Here is a 17934-nt window from a genome sequence, read left to right on the forward strand (position 1 = left end):
AGCAAGATGTACTAAGATTTACAACTTACTACAACTTACTATCTTAAATAATTTAAAAGCGCCGCAGGATTATCCTGTGGCGCTTTTAAATTATAGATTATTTAACAACCTTACCGTCTACAAAGTAAGTGTATGGTGATAACATGCGAATGCGAATGGTGTCTTTGGCACGTGTAATGCTAATACTTTGTGGAACTAAAAACTTATTTTCTAAAAGTTTAAAGTCTCCATAAGAAACATAAGTATCACCATTAACCACTTGCGCAGTTAGTATATTACCTACTACTGTAACATGAGGATTAGCCACTCCGTTTAAAGTTACAGGCTCAACATTTTGCGCTAAGATGATCTTGTGCATTAAGTCTAGTGGAACAATAAAACCGAATAAAGCTTGCGCAAACTCATCTTGTTGACTTGAAGTGTAAGTTGTATCACCCTCTTTATAGTAATAGTAATCACCATTTTTACGTACAGTTGCTACTTTAGTGGTATAAGGGATATTTAAAGTAACAATGTAATCACCAGAGGCATAATCTTGATAAGAAAAAGTTGTCGAAGAACGCTCTTTAGCAGTAATAATGCCTACTTGCCCCTTAAGGTCTAAACCAGAGATCGTCGCTAAAGCTGCTTGGTTTTGCGCAAAGGTAATGCTCTCACTGCCTTGCACCACACTTGTAGCTTGTTCAGTTTGCGCAGGCATAGTACTGGTACATGCGGCTAGAGTAATTACCGCTAGACCTGCTAAACAACTTGATATTAAACGGGATATAGTTTTCATAAGATATCTCTAAATTCAGTGCTTTTCATTATAGCAGAATAATCCCCAGCCTAAACAGCTCTTGGCTTTACTGCACTGAATTTTCAACTCAAAGTCAAAAATAGCCATTTTTAACATATGTTATAATGTTAATCTGATTTAAACCACTAACGGATTTAAGCAAACATAGATTATCCTTATGACAGAATACGCTCTAGAAATTGAAAATCTTACCAAAGTGTACGATAACAACTTCCAAGCCCTTAAAGGTATTAACCTTAAAATCGAAAAGGGAGACTTCTTTGCCCTTTTAGGTCACAATGGTGCTGGGAAGTCAACAACCATTAATATCATTAGCTCAATAATTAGTAAAACTTCGGGCACAATTCGCGTTTTTGGACATGATCTAGATACAGATCTTGCTAACTGTAAAATCAATCTTGGGGTTGTAGCTCAAGATATTATTTACGACCAAAACTCAAACCTACTTGAAGGTCTAATTGTTCAAGGTGGCTACTACGGCATTCCATTTAAAGAAGCTAAAATTCGTGCTTTATATTGGTTAGATAAAATGAATCTGCTCGATAAAGCACAAGAAAACATTCGTCACCTTTCAGGTGGGATGGCACGTCGTTACATGATTGCTAAAGCCTTAATGCACAATCCACGCTTATTAATTCTTGACGAACCAACAGCTGGTATCGACGTTGCTTTACGTCGTGAAATGTGGAATTTCTTAAAAGAAATTAATGAATTAGGCATTACGATCATTCTAACTACTCACTACCTTGAAGAAGCTGAATACCTTTGCCGTAATATTGCGATTATTAAACAAGGCGAAGTGAAAGTTAACACTTCAATGAAAAAACTGATTACTTCAGAAGAAGATGATCAGTATACGCTAGATATTTCTGGTTATAACGGACAAGAATTAGCACTTGAAGGTGTTACTTTCTCATTAATTGATGATTCAACTTTAGAAATTTTAATTAAAAAATCTTTAAGCATTTCTAAATGCTTTGAGTACTTAGATGCGCAAGGCATTAACATCGAATCTCTACGTAACTCACAAAACCGCCTCGAACGAATCTTTATGCGCTACGAGGAGCAAGGTAAATAATTATGAGTGGCATTAAGCTTAGCGCTAAAGAACAACAAGCTCTAAACTCATTCCAAGAACAAACTTACCTTGAAGCAAGTAAACCACGCAGCTTTTGGCAAATTAATAAACAAAGCATTCTCTGTATTTTATTGCAAGAATATCGCCGCAATAAAAACGAATGGGTTGATAACATTTTCAGTCAGATTATCGGGGCGATAATCTACTTTTTAGTTTTTGGTACTTTGATCGGACGCTTTGTCGGTGATATCGATGGCATTCCGTACATTAACTTTATTGTCCCAGGCTTTATTGCCATGACCTTGATTATGACTGCTTATGATCAGGGAGTATGGTTTCTCTACTTTAAAAAGTACGACCAATCGATTACAAGCTTCCAAACTAGTCCAATTAGCCCTCATGCTTTTATTATTGGTCAAGCCATAGCTTCGTTTATTCGTTGTTTATTTGTGCTTACTTGCATCTATTTATTAAGCTGGATTTTTACCGGAGTTACTACCATTGCCCATCCATTTTTAGCTTTAAGCGTAGTCTTGCTTGTTAGTATTCTTGGAGCTAATTTAGGAGTTATTGGTGGTCTTTACGCCAATACTTGGGAACAATGCTTTTTCGTATCTACGTTTATTATTCAACCATTAATTTACGTTTCAGGCGTATTTTATAGTGTTGATCAAGTACCTGGCATTTTAAGTAAGATTTCACAGTTTAATCCTATTAGTTATATTGTAAGTAGTAGTCGTTATGCTTTTTATGAGCATGCCATGACTTGGGTAAATCCTTACTACACTTTAATAATTTTAAGCGTGTTAATTGTGATTACGTATATTTGGATTAAGATCCTTTTACGTAAGTTCTTTAACATGCGTTAAAGTTTTGCCCGTGTTAGTTTTAGCATGGGCACTTTTTTATGTTCAATCATTTGGGGCTACCGCAAGGCTACCGTAGAGCTAGAGCAAAGATACTGCTTAGCTACCTTATGACTAGTACATGGTTACGGCATAGCTTAAACAGTGCTTCCGCAGAGTTTCTACATAGCTTTCACTGGAATACCTTAGGACTATCTTAAGAGATACCTTATAGATACAGTTCAAATCTCTTAAACCCAGATTTAGCCAATCTTAAGGCTACCTTAATCTTCGCATAGGATTAGATTAATTTGGTATAATCTAGAACGAAAAAACACCGTAAACTTTTCCTTACACTTCATGAAAAAAATTATAACCGCTTTATTAGCTTTACTCGCTTTAGCGCTTGCTGCTGGTTTTACCGCTTACAATTATGCGCAAAGCTTAGGTAAAGTCCGTCTTATTAATAACGCCTTAGTTTTTAACGTTAAAAAAGGTGAAACCTTAACTAGTGTTATTAACCGTCTAATTGGTGAACAACCAAGCTGGCGCATTAAGCTTTACTTAAAATTCAATCCTAAGTTCCATACTATTCGCAGTGCTTACTACGATTTAAAAGAAGCACGCAACTTAGAAGAGGCTTTAACTTTACTTGAGAGTGGTAAAGGCTTAACTACTAAAATTAACTTAATTCCAGGTAAAACTTGGAAACAATATAAAAGTTACTTAAACGAAATCCAAGGGGCTAATAACAACCTTAAAGGCTTAAGCGATCCTGAAATTGCTAAACAATTAAACTTAACTCCTATTGCTGGAGATAAACAAGCATTTAAAAATCTTGAAGGTTATTTTGCTCCTAATACCTATTTAATCGATTACATGAGTGATACTGCTAGTGCTTTACGTCTAGCTCATAAAGACCTTGTAAAAAATCTGCAACAAGCATGGGATAGCCGTAATAGTCGAAGCCAAGCTAAAACACCATACGAACTATTAATCTTAGCTTCAATTATTGAAAAAGAAAAAGGTAATAACGAAGAAGCACCTTTAATTTCAGCTGTTTTCAATAATCGTTTAGCTATCGGTATGCCATTACAAGCAGATCCAACAGTAATCTATGGTATGGGTGATAGTTATAAAGGTAATATTACCAAAAATAATTTACGTACCCCGACACCATACAATACTTATACAATCCCAGCTTTACCACCAACGCCAATTGCAAACGTAAGTGTGAATAGCCTAATGGCTGCAGCCCAACCTACGAATGTAGATTACCTCTACTTTATGGCAGTTTACGGGCAGGGCAAACATGCTTTTGCTAAGACTTACGAGCAGCATTTAGTAAACGTAGAAAAGTTTAACAACGAATATCGTAAAAACCATAAATAACTTATGCCAGAGTTTAATTTAACTGACGCCCAAGTACAAGCATATCTCGATACCTTTGCACAAAAATACGCAAGTACCTATTTTGTGTTTGAAGGACTAGATGGATCTGGGAAAACTACCTTACAACAATGGTTAGCGCAAAACCTAACTGATTGTTTATGCGTACGTGAACCAGGTTCAACTAAATTTAGTGAACAAATTCGTGAAATACTGTTAACTAGCGAATTTAAATTAAACTCTTTAACCGAGCTGTTTTTATTTATGGCTTCGCGTACCGAGTTATTGCACCAAAGAATTATTCCAGCTTTAGAAAATAATCAAATCGTCTTATCGGATCGCAGTTATATTTCTTCCTTTGCTTATCAAGCTTATCCTGGAAATATTTCGGTTGATTACTTTAATCAGACCATTACGCAAATTTACCAATCGCGTCAAATTGACGTCCTTGTGTATTTTGATATTCCTTATCAAGTAGGTCTGCAACGTTCAGCTAGTGTACGCGATCAAGATAATATGGAAGCTAAAGGGAATGAGTTCTACGAACGCACTGCTCGCGGCTATGCTCTGTACTTAGAAGATTTTATTAGTAAGTCTGACCTTGTAGAGTTAGATGTAAGTCCTTTAAGTCAACAAGCAATTAAAGTGTATCAACACCAGACAACTAAACAATATCTGGTAAACATAGATGCACAATTATCAATAACCCATATTCGTTTTGCGTTTTTAGAAGTAATGGCAGCTCTGCCATTTATGCGTTAAATTTGCGGGCTCATAGATATATCTATGGGTCTTCTTTTTACTTTATGAACCTTACTCATGATGTTAGAAAAATACCCATGGCTCGAGCCTACTTATAAGTTTCTTGTTGATTCATTTCATGCGCAAAAAGCACATCATGCCTACTTACTTGTTTATCATGGACAAATCGGACAAGATACGCTCATGGAATTATTTGCTCGCTTTTTGCTCTGTCAAGAAAATGAGCACTTAGATTATCCGTGTAATAAATGTCGTGCCTGTCAAGCTTATAATCTCCAATCGAATAGTGATTTTTATAATCTGACAGCTGATAAGAAGAGCCATAACATTAGCATCGATAATGTAAGAACGGTTATTGAACGCGTTGAACTTGAACCGGCTATTTCCGCTAAAAATGTGGTATTAATCGACGATGCTTCTAAGTTTAATATTAATTCAGCAAATGCGATTTTAAAAACGCTTGAAGAACCACCAAGTAAAACTCACTTTATAATTGGTTTATCGGCAGGGTTTAACGTCTTACCTACTATTCGTTCACGTTGTATGGTAGTTAATGTCAATGCTCCGACCGAACAGCAAATCCATGATTTTTTAACTCAAGCGGATATCACTGAACCTGATCGTTCATACCTCATGGCATTAGCTCCAGAGCAACCCGAGCTCATGCTAAGCATGCAAAAAAAAGGTTATATTCCTATTTTTCAGCAAACGATCCAAGCTTTGGCTAATCTGTTAGATAATCTTGAACTAGCCGATTTTGTTGAAGTCTTTAATACTAATGATCTCGAAGTTTTTACTTGGCAAATCGAAGCTATTTCTAATATTCTTACTCTTGCTGGACGCCGTTTTTTTACCGGTGAGGATAATACGCTTGAACTTTTAGAAGTCTTAGCTTTTGACCAAGGGGCAGATAGTAAACCGCTATCTCAAGTATTAACTTTCTTTAAAGACATTTTGACTGACAAAGAAATTGCTGAAGACTTATATGATTTAGTTGAAAAAATCATGGTGGTAAACTCGCAATTAATTCACTTTCCGCAGCAACTAGCTCCTGAAAATTCGCTTAAGGGCATTGCCTATAAAGTGGGAGCGCTTATAGCTTTATATATTTACAACTTAAATCGTGAACAAAGCATGCAAGCTTTTATGGATTTCACGATTGGACAAAACTAAAAGATAAACACAATATGTACGTAATAGATACTCATTGCCATTTAAATTATCTTGATTACACTAATGAGCATAAAGACTTAGCTGATGTAATTGCTAAAGCTCGCGCTCGTGATGTAAAACAAATTTTGCATATTTCTTGCTTACTTAAAGAGTACACGCAAATTAAAGATCAATATTTACAACACCCTGAAATTTTCTTTGCCTTAGGCATACATCCATCGCATGCGCATGAAGAAGAGTTAGATTTAGATTTTATGCGCGCAGCTATTGCCGAAAACCCACGTATCGTAGCCATTGGTGAAATCGGACTTGATAGCTATTGGACAACTGAACATTTAGATATTCAGCGCGAAATTTTTGCTAAACAACTAACTTTAGCTAAAGAATTAGATTTACCGGTAATCGTGCACACACGAGGTGATATTGCCCAACAAACGATTGACATGATTAAAGAATCTGGTGTACGTAAAGGAGTTATTCACTGCTTTACTGAAAATAACTCAATTGCTCAACAAGCACTAGATTTAAGTTTTCATCTTGGGGTAGGGGGGATTGCAACCTTTAAAAATGCTACCGAGTTACGTGAAACCTTACGTCAAGTACCGGTAGAACGCATTCTTACCGAAACTGATTCTCCATATCTAGCACCAGTACCACATCGTGGCAAACCTAATCAACCAGCATATACCCGTGATGTAGTAAATAATCTGGCGGCTATGTTTGGTGGCATGACAGCTCAAGAGTTTGCGCAACAAACTGTAAAAAATGCCCAAGTTCTCTTTAAATTACCAGCTCTTGAGGATTAATTAGATGTTAGATAATCTAAATGTTTTAGATTTAGCAGATGAATTAGTAGCACGTATTGAGCACTTAAAAGAGGCTTTCGCTTATCAAGATAAGGCCGAACGCCTCGAAGAAGTAAACTTACGTCTGGCTGATCCTAAAATCTGGGATAATCCCCAATTAGCCTTAGAATTAGGTAAAGAAAAATCTAGTCTCGAAAGCATTGTGCAAATACTAGATAATGCCATGCAGCAAACGCTTGAAAACAAAGAGTTCTTCGCTGAACTTGGAGAAGATCAAGAGTTGGTATATTCTAACTTAATGCAAGTGCAAGAAGAAGTTGCTAGTCTTGAATTTAAAGTGATGTTTAGCGGTGCTAATGATCATGCTAACTGTTATATCGACTTCAATGCAGGTTCTGGTGGTACAGAATCTCAAGATTGGGTTGATATGCTCATGCGTATGTATATTAAATGGGCTGAAAGTAAAGGCTTTAAAGTTAGCGAAATCGATCGTACACCTGGTGATACTGCAGGCACTAAACAAGCTACGCTATATCTTGAAGGTGAATATGCTTTTGGTTATTTACGTACCGAAACTGGAGTACATCGTTTAGTACGTAAAAGTCCGTTCGATGCCAATAATAAACGTCACACTTCTTTCGCTTCGGTGTATGTGCATCCAGAAATTGATGATAGCTTTGAAATTAACATCAATCCTGCCGATCTAAAACAAGATGTATATCGCTCTTCAGGTGCAGGTGGACAACACGTTAACAAAACTGAATCAGCAGTGCGTATTACCCATATTCCAACCGGGATCGTTGTGCAATCGCAACAATCAAGATCGCAGCACCAAAACCGTGAAATCTGTATGAAGCAATTAAAATCGCGTTTATACGAACTAGAGATGAATAAACGTCGTGCTGAACAACAAGAAGTTGCTGATAATAAAGCTGATAACTCTTGGGGATCACAAATTCGCTCATACGTGCTCGATGATTCACGTATCAAAGATATGCGTACTGGAGTTGAATCTTCGAATCCTACAGCAGTCTTAAATGGTGATCTGGATAAATTTATCGAAGCTCAACTAAAAATGGGCGTATAAAATTAGTTTGGATATACAAAATAGTTATTCGAGATAAATTTAAAAAAATTGCATTGCCATAGTATATTGGTATATACTAAGCTCAAAGGTTGTCTTAATAGCAATCTACAAAAATCATAATATGCATGCAGGTTAACCAAAGCTAACCTGCTTTTTTCTTGGGTAAAATTTAAGTTTTGTGCTAAAATATATAGATACTTTTGTCGTATCGATAGCTTAATTAGCCACGACAAAAGCCTCTAGTTTTCATATAATAAACCTGCTCTAAACCTCGTTAAGCGGGTTTTAGAACAATTTTATTCAAATAGTTATTAATTAATCCCTATGTCAAATCAAAATCTTGAACAACAGCATTCTACTGACGTTGCTAATGAATTTGAAGCTCGTGTGCAAAAATTAGATGAGTTACGTGCACGTGGCATTGCTTTTCCTAATACTTTTAAACGTGATCACTATTCAGTAGATCTTCACCAAAAGTATGACCAAGTAGACGCAGATACTTTAAAAGAACAAGCTAACCCTGCTAAAATTGCCGGTCGTGTAATGTTTAAGCGTAACATGGGTAAAGCGGCTTTTATCTCAATTCAAGATGCTAAGGGACGTATCCAAGCTTATTTAGCTAAAGATGTTTTAGGTGAACAAGCTTTCGATTACTTTAAAGATTTAACTGATTTAGGCGATATCGTTGCGGTTGAAGGTACAGTTTTCAAAACTAAAACTGGTGAATTAACAATTCGCGCAACTTCGTTTCAAATTCTAACTAAAGCTTTACGTCCGTTACCGGATAAATTCCACGGCTTAGAAGACCAAGAAACACGTTATCGTCAAAGATACCTTGACTTAATTATGAACGAAGATACACGCAAAACTTTTGTAATCCGTTCAAAAGTTATTTCAGGGATTCGTAACTTCTTAATAGAACGTGACTTCTTAGAAGTTGAAACTCCAATGCTTCACTCTATTGTAGGGGGGGCAGCGGCTCGTCCATTTATTACGCACCACAATACTCTAGATCAAGATATGTTCTTACGTATTGCGCCAGAATTATATTTAAAACGTCTAGTAGTAGGTGGTTTTGAACGCGTATTCGAATTAAACCGTAACTTCCGTAACGAAGGGATGTCTGTAAGACACAACCCTGAATTTACGATGTTAGAATGGTATCAAGCTTATGCTAATGTATATGACAACATGTTACTAGTAGAAGAATTACTAGAAAAATTAGCTTTAGATATTCTTGGTACTACAGATGTTCCTTATGGTGAGCAAGTATTCAACTTCAAAGGGCCATACCAACGTTTAAGCATGATTGAAGCTATTTGCAAATATGCGCCAGAAATTACTGAAGAGCAAATTCTGGACGAAGCAACTTGTGAACAACTATTAGCACAACGTGGTGTGAAACGTGAAAAATCATGGGGTCATGGTCGTTGCATTAGTGAATTATTTGAAGCAGTAGCTGAACATCACTTAATTCAACCAACTTTCATTTACTCTTATCCTTTAGAAGTTTCACCATTAGCTCGTAAAAACGACGAAAACCCATTATTTACCGATCGTTTCGAATTCTTTATCGGTGGTCGTGAAATCGGTAATGGTTACTCAGAGTTAAACGATGCTCAAGACCAAGCACAACGTTTCCAAGATCAATTAAAAGCTAAAGATTTAGGTGACGATGAAGCTATGGACTATGATGAAGACTTTATTAATGCTCTAGAGCAAGGACTACCTCCAACTGCAGGACAGGGTATTGGTATTGATCGTTTAGTTATGATCCTTTCTAACCAACCGTCAATTCGTGATGTAATCCTTTTCCCAACATTACGAAAAAAATAAGTTGTTGCTAAAGTTAATAAGCTAGAGCTCCTCTAGCTTATTAACTTTTCTTTTTTGTAACAACCAGTAGTTCAATTTTTGAGCTCGTATCCTTATGGTAAAATTTTTATTTAAATTTTTAACGCGTTTAAGATCTATTGTCAGCCAAGAGGTAAAACAATTAGCTACGTCTGATCAACAAAAAGTAGTATATGTCTTGCCTTATGATACAAGTTTGGCTTTAGAATCTTTAGCAGCGACTGTAGCCAAGCATAATTTACCTTGGCAGACCGATTTACTTACACATACGAAATACGGATCTTTTAATAATGCTCCGGTAATCTTTTTGCAACACGGGGAATATTTAAGTGTTGAAACTAATCCACAACATCCCGATTTAGTTGCAAAATTACAAGAATTATATGCTCTAGGCGATCAAGTACAATTAGTGTTTGTCTATCCACACTGGGGAACAAACTTAATTGAAAAACCAAGCCTAGATGCCCAAGTTCAAGGTTCAACTCGCTGGTGGGCAAATATTAAAACCTTCTGGCGCTTACGCAAATTTGCGTTTATTAATCTTTATCAAATAATAAGCTTACGCGATTTAAGTTCGCTTATGCTTTCGAGTGATGCTAACCAACTAGCAGGCTTAGATCTCAAACAAATTAAACAAGCTACGCAAGATTTAAATCAAGTTGAATTTTTAACAGATTTAAGTCCAGCTCAAGTTACGTTCTTTAGTAAGAACTTAGCTGCCTATTTAAATGCCCAATATCGTTTAATTCTCGAGCGTCGTAATAGTAATCGCCCTTTACCAAGCCGTAAGCAATTACTCGAACAAGTTATTCAAGATCCAGTAGTACAAGATGCTATTCTTTTAACTTGCAAAAAAGAAAAAGCTGACTTATTACAAAATACGCTTGAGTTTAAATTACAACAAGACAAATCATTAGAGATCATTGATGAAATTGCTGCAGACCCGCGCTTTTCAACCATGAAAAAATACGATTATGTCTTACGTAAACTGTGGCAACGTTTTTACTCGGGCATTGAAGTACGTGGTTTAGAACAAATTCAAGACACTTTATTTAATCATAATAAAGTTTCTCTAACATACGTACCTACTCACCGCTCTCATATTGACTACTTACTCTTAAGTTATATCCTTAATGAGTATGGTGGGATTAAAATTCCTCATATTGCAGCCGGAGTTAACTTAAACTTCTGGCCAATTGGTAAGATTTTCCGTCGTGGTGGTGCTTTCTTCTTACGTCGTAGTTTTAATAACTATCTTTATGCTGTTATTTTCAAAAACTACATTGCACAATTAGTAAAAGCGCGTCAAGATATCGAGTTCTTTATTGAAGGTGGACGTTCACGTACAGGTCGTTTATCATTACCTAAAACAGGGATGCTAAACATGACTTTAGAAGCCTTTTTACGTAGTCCTGAAATGAATCAGTACTATGTGCCTATTTTCATTGCTTACGATAAAGTATTTGAATCGGCTACGTACGTCCAAGAGCTACAAGGTAAAAGTAAAGCCAAAGAAAGTGCTTTATTAGTTTTACGTAATCTACGTAAACTAAAATACCAAGGTAAAGTACATGTTAACTTTGCTAAGCCAATTATGATCAGCAATTACTTTACGCGTCATTGGCCTAATTGGTTAGAAGAAAGTAAAGGCAATAAAATCAATAAAGTAGCTTTCGATAAAGTATCGCAAGAACTAGCGCAAGATATTGCTGTAGCTATTAATAGTAATGCTAGCATTTCACATAAAGCTTTATTCTCTAGTGTGATTTTCCAAACTAATGGGGAGTTTGAGTATAAACAAATATGTAAAGATATTAACTTTATGCAGTTAGTATTACAACATACTTTACAATTTAATCCAGGCTACGACATTAGTAAAACTAGTGCCGAGAATATTGTTAAAGCGGTTGTGAAAGTAGGCAAAGACAATATTAGCAACGAAAACGGACAACTTAAAGTTAAAAAAGCAGCTCTTGCTGAATTTAACTATTACCGTAATAATATTGAACACTGCTTTATTGCTCCTGCACTTGCTGCGATTAAACTAGAAAAAAATATTAGTGATGAACAATTAAACGGTTTTGCGTACTATTTTGCAGACGTGTTCAATCGCCATAGTTTTACCAATTTTACCCAACAAACTTTAGTTAGCCAAGTTAAGTACTTTGAGAACTTGTTACTTGATAAAACAAGTGAACAAAGACAACTATTTGCTAAGCAATTAGATATTTACCTTAAACAACTAGATACCTTTATGACGGTGATGGTAGAGGCTCTAAATAAATTAGCTGCTGAAGGTAAAGATATCGAACAATTACAACTTTCAACTATTACTAGTACGGTTGTAAGTAATCTTAAAGCCCAAAAAAGCATCTATCCTGATTTTGCGGATAAAACGACAATTAATCAATTACGTAATGCTTTTGCGACTGCCGAGAAGTTTACGAATATTACTAGCGATCAATTAGTTGAAGCTTTAGCTTATGTGCATACTTGGTTAAAATAATTAAACTATGAATTCACAAATTCGTAATCAATTAATTGCGCAATTAAAACACATTCAAGCTCTACTTAAAAAATCTACGGTTCTTAGCACCAAGCCTATTACTATGGCACAACGCCATTATAAAGAGCCTTTTGGTATTGACTGTATGGAACCTTCGCAATGGTTGTATCATATCTATACAGAATATGCAATCAAGGCGCTAAACCAAGAACAATGGGAGATTTTTGCAAGTATTGAAGGTTTTACGTTCTTTTTCTCTTACACTTGGAAAGAATTAGACCATCCAGATACCGAGCAAATTATTGCTAAACTGCAAGAGTTTGAAGATACTTGTGTTGCGCATATTCCTCAAAAACGTTCGAAATAATTTTAGGTTAAAACTCAATGAGTACAAAACGTAAAGACGGAGTACCTATTTATACTCCTGAAGAAATTGCTAAAATTCGTGAAGCTTGTCGCGTGGCAGCTGACGTTTTAGTGTACATTGAACCTTATGTAAAACCTGGAGTAACTACTTTAGAATTAGATCGTTTAGCACATGACTATATGGTTAATGTGCACAAAGTAACTCCAGCATGTTTAAATTATCACGGCTTCCCAGCGTCAATTTGTACTTCAATTAATGAAGTTATTTGTCATGGAATTCCAAGTGATAAAGTACGCTTACGTGAAGGTGATATTATTAATATCGACTTAACCGTAATTAAAGATGGTTACTACGGTGATACCTCAAAAATGTTTGTGGTAGGACAAGTAAATGCACGTACCCAAGAACTAGTAGATGCGACCCAAGAAGCATTATATGCTGCAATTCGCGTATGTAAGCCAGGCGCAAATCTAACTGAGATTGGTGATGCCATTTATAAAGTAGTAAATCCACACAGTTTCTCGATTGTACGTTCGTACATCGGACACGGAATTGGTGAAGAGTTCCATGGTCAACCAGAAGTTTACCACTATCCAAACGATGTAAGTGTGGTAATGGAAGAAGGCATGGTATTCACAATCGAACCAATGATCAATGCCGGTGACTGGCGTGACCGTACTTTAAAAGATGGTTGGACTTCGGTAACTCGTGATAAGAAAAACTCTGCACAATACGAACACCAATTAGTGATTATTCCTGGTGGTGTAGAAGTTTTAACTATCCGTCCGGAAGAAGAACAAGCTGGTCGTATTTCACGTATTATGATCAATGAGTAAGATTTAACTTACTTGTAGATGAAAAATCCTAACTCGCAGAGTTAGGATTTTTCCCGATTATTTTAGTATTTTTCTTTAGAGAATTAGATCATAGCACTAGATCATGAACATAAGAGATAATTTTAATAAATTTGTCTCTTGCAAAAGATTTTTAATGTGCTATAATCTAACGCTAGAAATTTAAAAGGAATTTATATGACTGAACGCGTACTTTATGATCATAATATCATTAAGCGTACGCTCACGCGTATAGCACACGAAATCCTTGAAAAAGGGGTTAATGTCCACGACTTAGTGTTAGTTGGCATTAAGCGTCGCGGAGAGTATTTAGCTGCTCGTTTACAACAGTTAATTCTAGACATCGAAGGAGTTAATATTCCACTCGAAAGTTTAGACATTACTCCTTATCGTGATGATCGTGATCGCTCAGCAAATTTAATTCCCCAAATACAGAATTCATTTCAAACTTCATTAACAGATAAAACCGTTATTATTGTTGATGATGTTTTATACACCGGACGAACGATTCGTTCGGCAATGGATGCCATTATGGATGCGGGACGTCCAAATGCCATTCGTTTAGCCGTTATGGTGGATCGCGGGCATCGTGAATTACCAATACGTGCAGATTTTATCGGAAAAAATATTCCAACTTCACGTAAAGAGAACATAAGTGTTTATTTACAAGAAGTAGATGGTATTGATCAAATCACCATTTGTTAAAACAATCTATTCTTTTAAATTGATCCAGAGAGATCAGCAAGGAATAAGTAACAATTTAGATTTTGCATCTTTTACTTGAGATAACCTATAGAATCATTTTGGATATTTTCTAATCCATAGGGGGCATTGGAATAAGATCTGAGGAATATATAGCGTTATTCAGGTTAAAGGCAATTCTTAACTTTAGTCTGTTCGACTAGAGTTCTACGATTGTACACCCTTGCACTGCAAGGGTGTTTTTTTATGCGCAATTTTGAGGAAAAATTATGTTCAATTTAGTTAGCATGAATAATTTAACTACCAACCAGATTATGGAGCTGATTCAGCGAGCCCTATCATTAAAGAATGGTAGCGCTAAACCGCTTCAGCGTCCAGATTTATATGTAGCTAATTTATTTTTCGAAAACTCAACTCGTACGAAACATAGTTTTGAAATTGCGCAAAAACACTTAGGGTTACAAGTAATTAATTTTGATGTTAGCCATAGTTCGGTAAATAAGGGTGAATCTTTATACGACACTTGCAAAACCATGGAAATGTTGGGCTGCAAAATTTTAATAGTGCGTCATAGCCAAAATGCTTACTACCAAGAACTTACTAATTTAACTATCCCTTTAATTTCAGGTGGAGATGGTAGTGGTGAACATCCATCGCAATGTCTCTTAGATTTAATGACGATCTATGAGAACTTTGGGAAGTTTGAGGGCTTAAAAGTTGCCATTATTGGTGATATTAAAAATTCGCGCGTTGCTCATTCAAATTACCACGCTTTAACCCGTCTGGGGGCGCAAGTTAGTTTTGTTTGTCCACCGGAATTTACAGATCCAACTTTACAACCGGTTGTAAACCTTAAACAAATTTTACCTGAACTAGATGTTTGTATGCTCTTACGTGTACAACACGAAAGACATGATGGTAGTGTAGCTTTTGATTTAGATACTTATCGCAAAGATTACGCTCTTACTCTAGAAAACTACAACCTATTGGCAGAGCAAGCAATTATTTTACACCCAGCTCCGGTAAATAGAGATGTGGAAATTGCGAGTGCGCTAGTTGAAGCACCTAAGAGTAAAATCTTTACCCAGATGCAAAATGGCATGTTTATGCGTCAAGCGATTCTTGAACTAATCATTAAAGAAAATAATCTCTAGAGACAAAGTTATTTTTACTTACTCTCCACACGAGGTTACACAACTTAACTTATATAGTTCTAACTTATTTTAGCTTTTACATACTCTGCATAAATTTAAGTTTACTTATTTTTGATTTGACTTTTTTACTTAATTCAGATTAGGAAATTCCATGCTCTTACTTACTAACGGCAAAGTATTACTTAATGATAAATTCGTCGAGACTGATATCTTAATTGATGGACAACAAATTGTTGCGATAGGCAAAAATCTCCCTCGCAATAACCAAACGCAAGTTCTTAACTTAGCTGGTAAAATTGTTGCTCCAGGCTTTATTGATGTGCACGTACACTGGCGCGAACCTGGTTTTAGTCATAAAGAAACCATTTATCAGGCTTCACGTGCCGCGGCTCGTGGGGGCTTTACAACAGTAATGCCAATGCCAAACTTAAATCCGGTTCCTGATACTTTAGCTAATTTACAACTCGAACTTGACCTAATCGCTAAAGATAGTGTAATTCGAGCAATCCCTTATGGCGCTATTACTAAAGGAGAATTAGGACAAGAGTATGCTGATTTCCAAGAATTAGCCCCACATGTTTTTGCCTTTTCAGACGACGGTCGTGGGGTGCAAGACGCTAATATGATGTACCAGTCCATGAAAGTGGCTGCAAATTTAAACAAACCGATAGTTGCTCATTGTGAAGAGAATAGCTTAATTCATGGCGGATGCATGCATTGCGGACAAAGATCACACGAATTAGGATTACCAGGCATTCCATCTATTTGTGAATCGGTACAAATCGCTCGCGATGTTTTACTCGCCGAAGCAGCAAATTGTCATTATCACGTATGCCATGTTTCAACCAAAGAATCAGTAAGAGTAATTCGTGATGCTAAACAAGCAGGCATTCATGTAACTTGTGAAGTATGTCCACATCACCTAATTAGTCATGATATGGATATTCCGCACGATGATGGAATGTGGAAAATGAATCCTCCATTACGTGCTAAAGAAGACCAAGAAGCTTTAATTCAAGGTTTACTTGACGGAACTATCGACTGTATTGCTACCGATCATGCTCCGCATGCTTTAGAAGAAAAACAAGGATCAATGACTAAAGCGGCTTTTGGGATTGTAGGTTCGGAAACAGCTTTCGCGCAAATGTATACACACTTTGTAAAAACAGGTGTTATGAGCTTAGAGTTTTTATTAAATGCTATGTCTGCTAAAGTGGCGCAAACTTTTGATCTACCATACGGTACGCTAAATCCAGGAGCAAGTTCCGATATCGTAATTATTGATTTAGAAAAATCATGGCAAATTGATCCTGAACAATTCCTTTCGAAAGGACGTAATACTCCTTATAGCGGGCAAGTAGTGTACGGCATGCCGGTATTAACTATTGCAGCCGGCAAAATCGCTTACCAAGATCCAAATTACCAATTCTAGTTTTAAGGATAAATATGTATCGTTTTAATCGTCAATTAGTACTTGCAGATGGTACGGTATTTAAAGGCTATGCTTTTGGCGCAAATGTTGAAAGTGTAGGAGAAGTGGTATTTAATACGGGCATGACCGGTTACCAAGAAACTCTTTCAGATCCCTCATATAACGGACAAATTATTACCTTTACTTATCCTCTAATTGGTAATTACGGGATTAATCGCAATGATTTTGAGACTATAACTCCTTCGATTAAGGGCATGGTAGTGCGGGAAGTATGTCCGAAACCGTCAAATTTTCGTGCTGAATTTACCTTAGATCAAGTGTTGCAAGAATTAGGTATTCCAGGTATTGCTGGAGTAGATACTCGCGCTTTAACTCGTAAAATTCGGGAATTTGGTACTATCAAAGGCATTATTACCGATCTTGAGCAAGATCCGGCGACACTCGTGGCACGCTTACAGCAAACCGTACTCCCAACCGATCAAATCACTCAAACATCGACCAAATCAGCTTATCCTGCAGCTGGACGTGGTTATCGTGTGGTGCTAGTAGATCTAGGAATGAAATCTGGGATCTTACGCGAATTAAGTCAACGCTGGTGTGATGTAGTAGTTGTCCCTCATAATGCAAGTGCTGCGCAAATTATGCGTTTAAGTCCAGACGGAGTAATGTTAACTAATGGTCCAGGTGATCCGACCGATGTACCTGAAACTATTGCTACGATTAAGGAATTAATCCCGCAAGTACCAATTTTTGGGATTTGTATGGGACACCAACTTATTAGTTTAGCTGCTGGTGCAAAAACCTATAAATTAAAATTCGGACATCGTGGCGCGAATCACCCTGTAAAAAATCTACTCACGGGTAAAGTGGATATCACTTCACAAAACCATGGTTATGCCGTTGATATAGCTTCTTTATCGAACACAGACCTCGAATTAACGCACATTTCAGAAAACGACCAAACTTGTGAGGGAGTGCGTCATAAATTGTACCCAGTGTTCTCGGTGCAATATCACCCTGAAGCAGCTCCTGGTCCTCATGATGCTAACTACTTATTCAATCAATTTCTAGCAAATATGCAAGAATTTATTAGTCGCAAATCACGTAAACAAGCTTAAGAATAATT

The 17934-nt window shown here is 36.5% G+C and carries 16 protein-coding genes; 15 read left to right on the forward strand and 1 reads right to left on the reverse strand.

The features are described 5' to 3' along the window. Positions 1 to 97 precede the first annotated feature (97 nt). Positions 98 to 778, reverse strand: coding sequence for a lipoprotein insertase outer membrane protein LolB (locus CKF58_RS04025; protein WP_119531216.1), 681 nt, complete (start codon positions 776 to 778; stop codon positions 98 to 100). 178 nt (positions 779 to 956) lie between these two features. Between CKF58_RS04025 and CKF58_RS04030 the strand changes: the two genes are divergently transcribed. The 15 genes from CKF58_RS04030 to carA all read left to right on the forward strand — a co-directional run bounded on the left by CKF58_RS04030 (position 957) and on the right by carA (position 17926). Continuing rightward, a complete protein-coding gene (locus tag CKF58_RS04030; protein ID WP_119531218.1) occupies positions 957 to 1877 on the forward strand; it encodes an ABC transporter ATP-binding protein in 921 nt (306 codons plus the stop codon). A gap of 2 nt (positions 1878 to 1879) precedes the next feature. Beyond that, positions 1880 to 2746 carry an ABC transporter permease gene (locus tag CKF58_RS04035; protein WP_119531220.1) on the forward strand — a complete coding sequence of 289 codons (867 nt, stop codon included), beginning with the start codon at positions 1880 to 1882 and terminating at the stop codon, positions 2744 to 2746. A 336-nt stretch (positions 2747 to 3082) separates the two neighbouring features. Beyond that, entirely contained in the window at positions 3083 to 4114 is a 1032-nt protein-coding gene (gene mltG / locus CKF58_RS04040) for an endolytic transglycosylase MltG (RefSeq protein WP_119531222.1), read from the forward strand. Positions 4115 to 4117: 3 nt separating this feature from the next. Then, entirely contained in the window at positions 4118 to 4873 is a 756-nt protein-coding gene (tmk, locus tag CKF58_RS04045) for a dTMP kinase (protein ID WP_119531224.1), read from the forward strand. Between the two features lie 57 nt (positions 4874 to 4930). Beyond that, complete coding sequence (locus CKF58_RS04050; protein WP_119531226.1) at positions 4931 to 6046, forward strand: hypothetical protein; 1116 nt, start codon at positions 4931 to 4933, stop codon at positions 6044 to 6046. Positions 6047 to 6060: 14 nt separating this feature from the next. After that, positions 6061 to 6852: a TatD family hydrolase gene (locus CKF58_RS04055; RefSeq protein ID WP_245959237.1), complete on the forward strand. Its 792-nt coding sequence runs from the start codon at positions 6061 to 6063 to the stop codon at positions 6850 to 6852. A gap of 4 nt (positions 6853 to 6856) precedes the next feature. After that, positions 6857 to 7939, forward strand: coding sequence for a peptide chain release factor 2 (prfB, locus tag CKF58_RS04060; protein ID WP_119531228.1), 1083 nt, complete (start codon positions 6857 to 6859; stop codon positions 7937 to 7939). A 324-nt stretch (positions 7940 to 8263) separates the two neighbouring features. Beyond that, positions 8264 to 9775, forward strand: a complete 1512-nt coding sequence (gene lysS, locus CKF58_RS04065) for a lysine--tRNA ligase (protein WP_119531230.1) — start codon at positions 8264 to 8266, stop codon at positions 9773 to 9775. A gap of 94 nt (positions 9776 to 9869) precedes the next feature. Further along, on the forward strand, positions 9870 to 12299 hold the full coding sequence (locus CKF58_RS04070) for a 1-acyl-sn-glycerol-3-phosphate acyltransferase (protein ID WP_119531232.1): 2430 nt from the start codon (positions 9870 to 9872) through the stop codon (positions 12297 to 12299). 7 nt (positions 12300 to 12306) lie between these two features. Next, the gene (locus CKF58_RS04075) at positions 12307 to 12666 is read left to right on the forward strand and encodes a YqcC family protein (RefSeq protein ID WP_119531234.1); all 360 of its coding nucleotides are present in this window, start codon (positions 12307 to 12309) and stop codon (positions 12664 to 12666) included. Between the two features lie 17 nt (positions 12667 to 12683). Next, positions 12684 to 13502 (forward strand): type I methionyl aminopeptidase, encoded by an 819-nt coding sequence (gene map / locus CKF58_RS04080; protein ID WP_119531236.1) that lies wholly within the window; start codon positions 12684 to 12686, stop codon positions 13500 to 13502. Positions 13503 to 13697: 195 nt separating this feature from the next. Next, positions 13698 to 14225: a bifunctional pyr operon transcriptional regulator/uracil phosphoribosyltransferase PyrR gene (gene pyrR, locus CKF58_RS04085; RefSeq protein ID WP_119531238.1), complete on the forward strand. Its 528-nt coding sequence runs from the start codon at positions 13698 to 13700 to the stop codon at positions 14223 to 14225. A 266-nt stretch (positions 14226 to 14491) separates the two neighbouring features. Continuing rightward, the gene (locus tag CKF58_RS04090) at positions 14492 to 15376 is read left to right on the forward strand and encodes an aspartate carbamoyltransferase catalytic subunit (RefSeq protein ID WP_119531240.1); all 885 of its coding nucleotides are present in this window, start codon (positions 14492 to 14494) and stop codon (positions 15374 to 15376) included. 151 nt (positions 15377 to 15527) lie between these two features. Beyond that, on the forward strand, positions 15528 to 16808 hold the full coding sequence (locus tag CKF58_RS04095) for a dihydroorotase (RefSeq protein ID WP_119531242.1): 1281 nt from the start codon (positions 15528 to 15530) through the stop codon (positions 16806 to 16808). Positions 16809 to 16822: 14 nt separating this feature from the next. Further along, complete coding sequence (gene carA / locus CKF58_RS04100) at positions 16823 to 17926, forward strand: glutamine-hydrolyzing carbamoyl-phosphate synthase small subunit (protein ID WP_119531244.1); 1104 nt, start codon at positions 16823 to 16825, stop codon at positions 17924 to 17926. Positions 17927 to 17934 lie beyond the last annotated feature (8 nt).

The organism is Psittacicella hinzii (assembly GCF_003585935.1).
Taxonomy (GTDB): domain Bacteria; phylum Pseudomonadota; class Gammaproteobacteria; order Enterobacterales; family Psittacicellaceae; genus Psittacicella; species Psittacicella hinzii.

Bases quoted from the DNA above. Each gene is read 5' to 3' on its own strand.
- CKF58_RS04050 (WP_119531226.1), top strand. From the start codon at position 4,931: ATGATGTTAGAAAAATACCCATGGCTCGAGCCTACTTATAAGTTTCTT.
- CKF58_RS04075 (WP_119531234.1), top strand. From the start codon at position 12,307: ATGAATTCACAAATTCGTAATCAATTAATTGCGCAATTAAAACACATT.
- pyrR (WP_119531238.1), top strand. From the start codon at position 13,698: ATGACTGAACGCGTACTTTATGATCATAATATCATTAAGCGTACGCTC.
- prfB (WP_119531228.1), top strand. From the start codon at position 6,857: ATGTTAGATAATCTAAATGTTTTAGATTTAGCAGATGAATTAGTAGCA.
- map (WP_119531236.1), top strand. From the start codon at position 12,684: ATGAGTACAAAACGTAAAGACGGAGTACCTATTTATACTCCTGAAGAA.
- CKF58_RS04070 (WP_119531232.1), top strand. From the start codon at position 9,870: ATGGTAAAATTTTTATTTAAATTTTTAACGCGTTTAAGATCTATTGTC.
- lysS (WP_119531230.1), top strand. From the start codon at position 8,264: ATGTCAAATCAAAATCTTGAACAACAGCATTCTACTGACGTTGCTAAT.
- CKF58_RS04090 (WP_119531240.1), top strand. From the start codon at position 14,492: ATGTTCAATTTAGTTAGCATGAATAATTTAACTACCAACCAGATTATG.
- tmk (WP_119531224.1), top strand. From the start codon at position 4,118: ATGCCAGAGTTTAATTTAACTGACGCCCAAGTACAAGCATATCTCGAT.
- CKF58_RS04055 (WP_245959237.1), top strand. From the start codon at position 6,061: ATGTACGTAATAGATACTCATTGCCATTTAAATTATCTTGATTACACT.
- mltG (WP_119531222.1), top strand. From the start codon at position 3,083: ATGAAAAAAATTATAACCGCTTTATTAGCTTTACTCGCTTTAGCGCTT.
- CKF58_RS04035 (WP_119531220.1), top strand. From the start codon at position 1,880: ATGAGTGGCATTAAGCTTAGCGCTAAAGAACAACAAGCTCTAAACTCA.
- CKF58_RS04030 (WP_119531218.1), top strand. From the start codon at position 957: ATGACAGAATACGCTCTAGAAATTGAAAATCTTACCAAAGTGTACGAT.
- CKF58_RS04095 (WP_119531242.1), top strand. From the start codon at position 15,528: ATGCTCTTACTTACTAACGGCAAAGTATTACTTAATGATAAATTCGTC.
- carA (WP_119531244.1), top strand. From the start codon at position 16,823: ATGTATCGTTTTAATCGTCAATTAGTACTTGCAGATGGTACGGTATTT.
- CKF58_RS04025 (WP_119531216.1), bottom strand. From the start codon at position 778: ATGAAAACTATATCCCGTTTAATATCAAGTTGTTTAGCAGGTCTAGCG.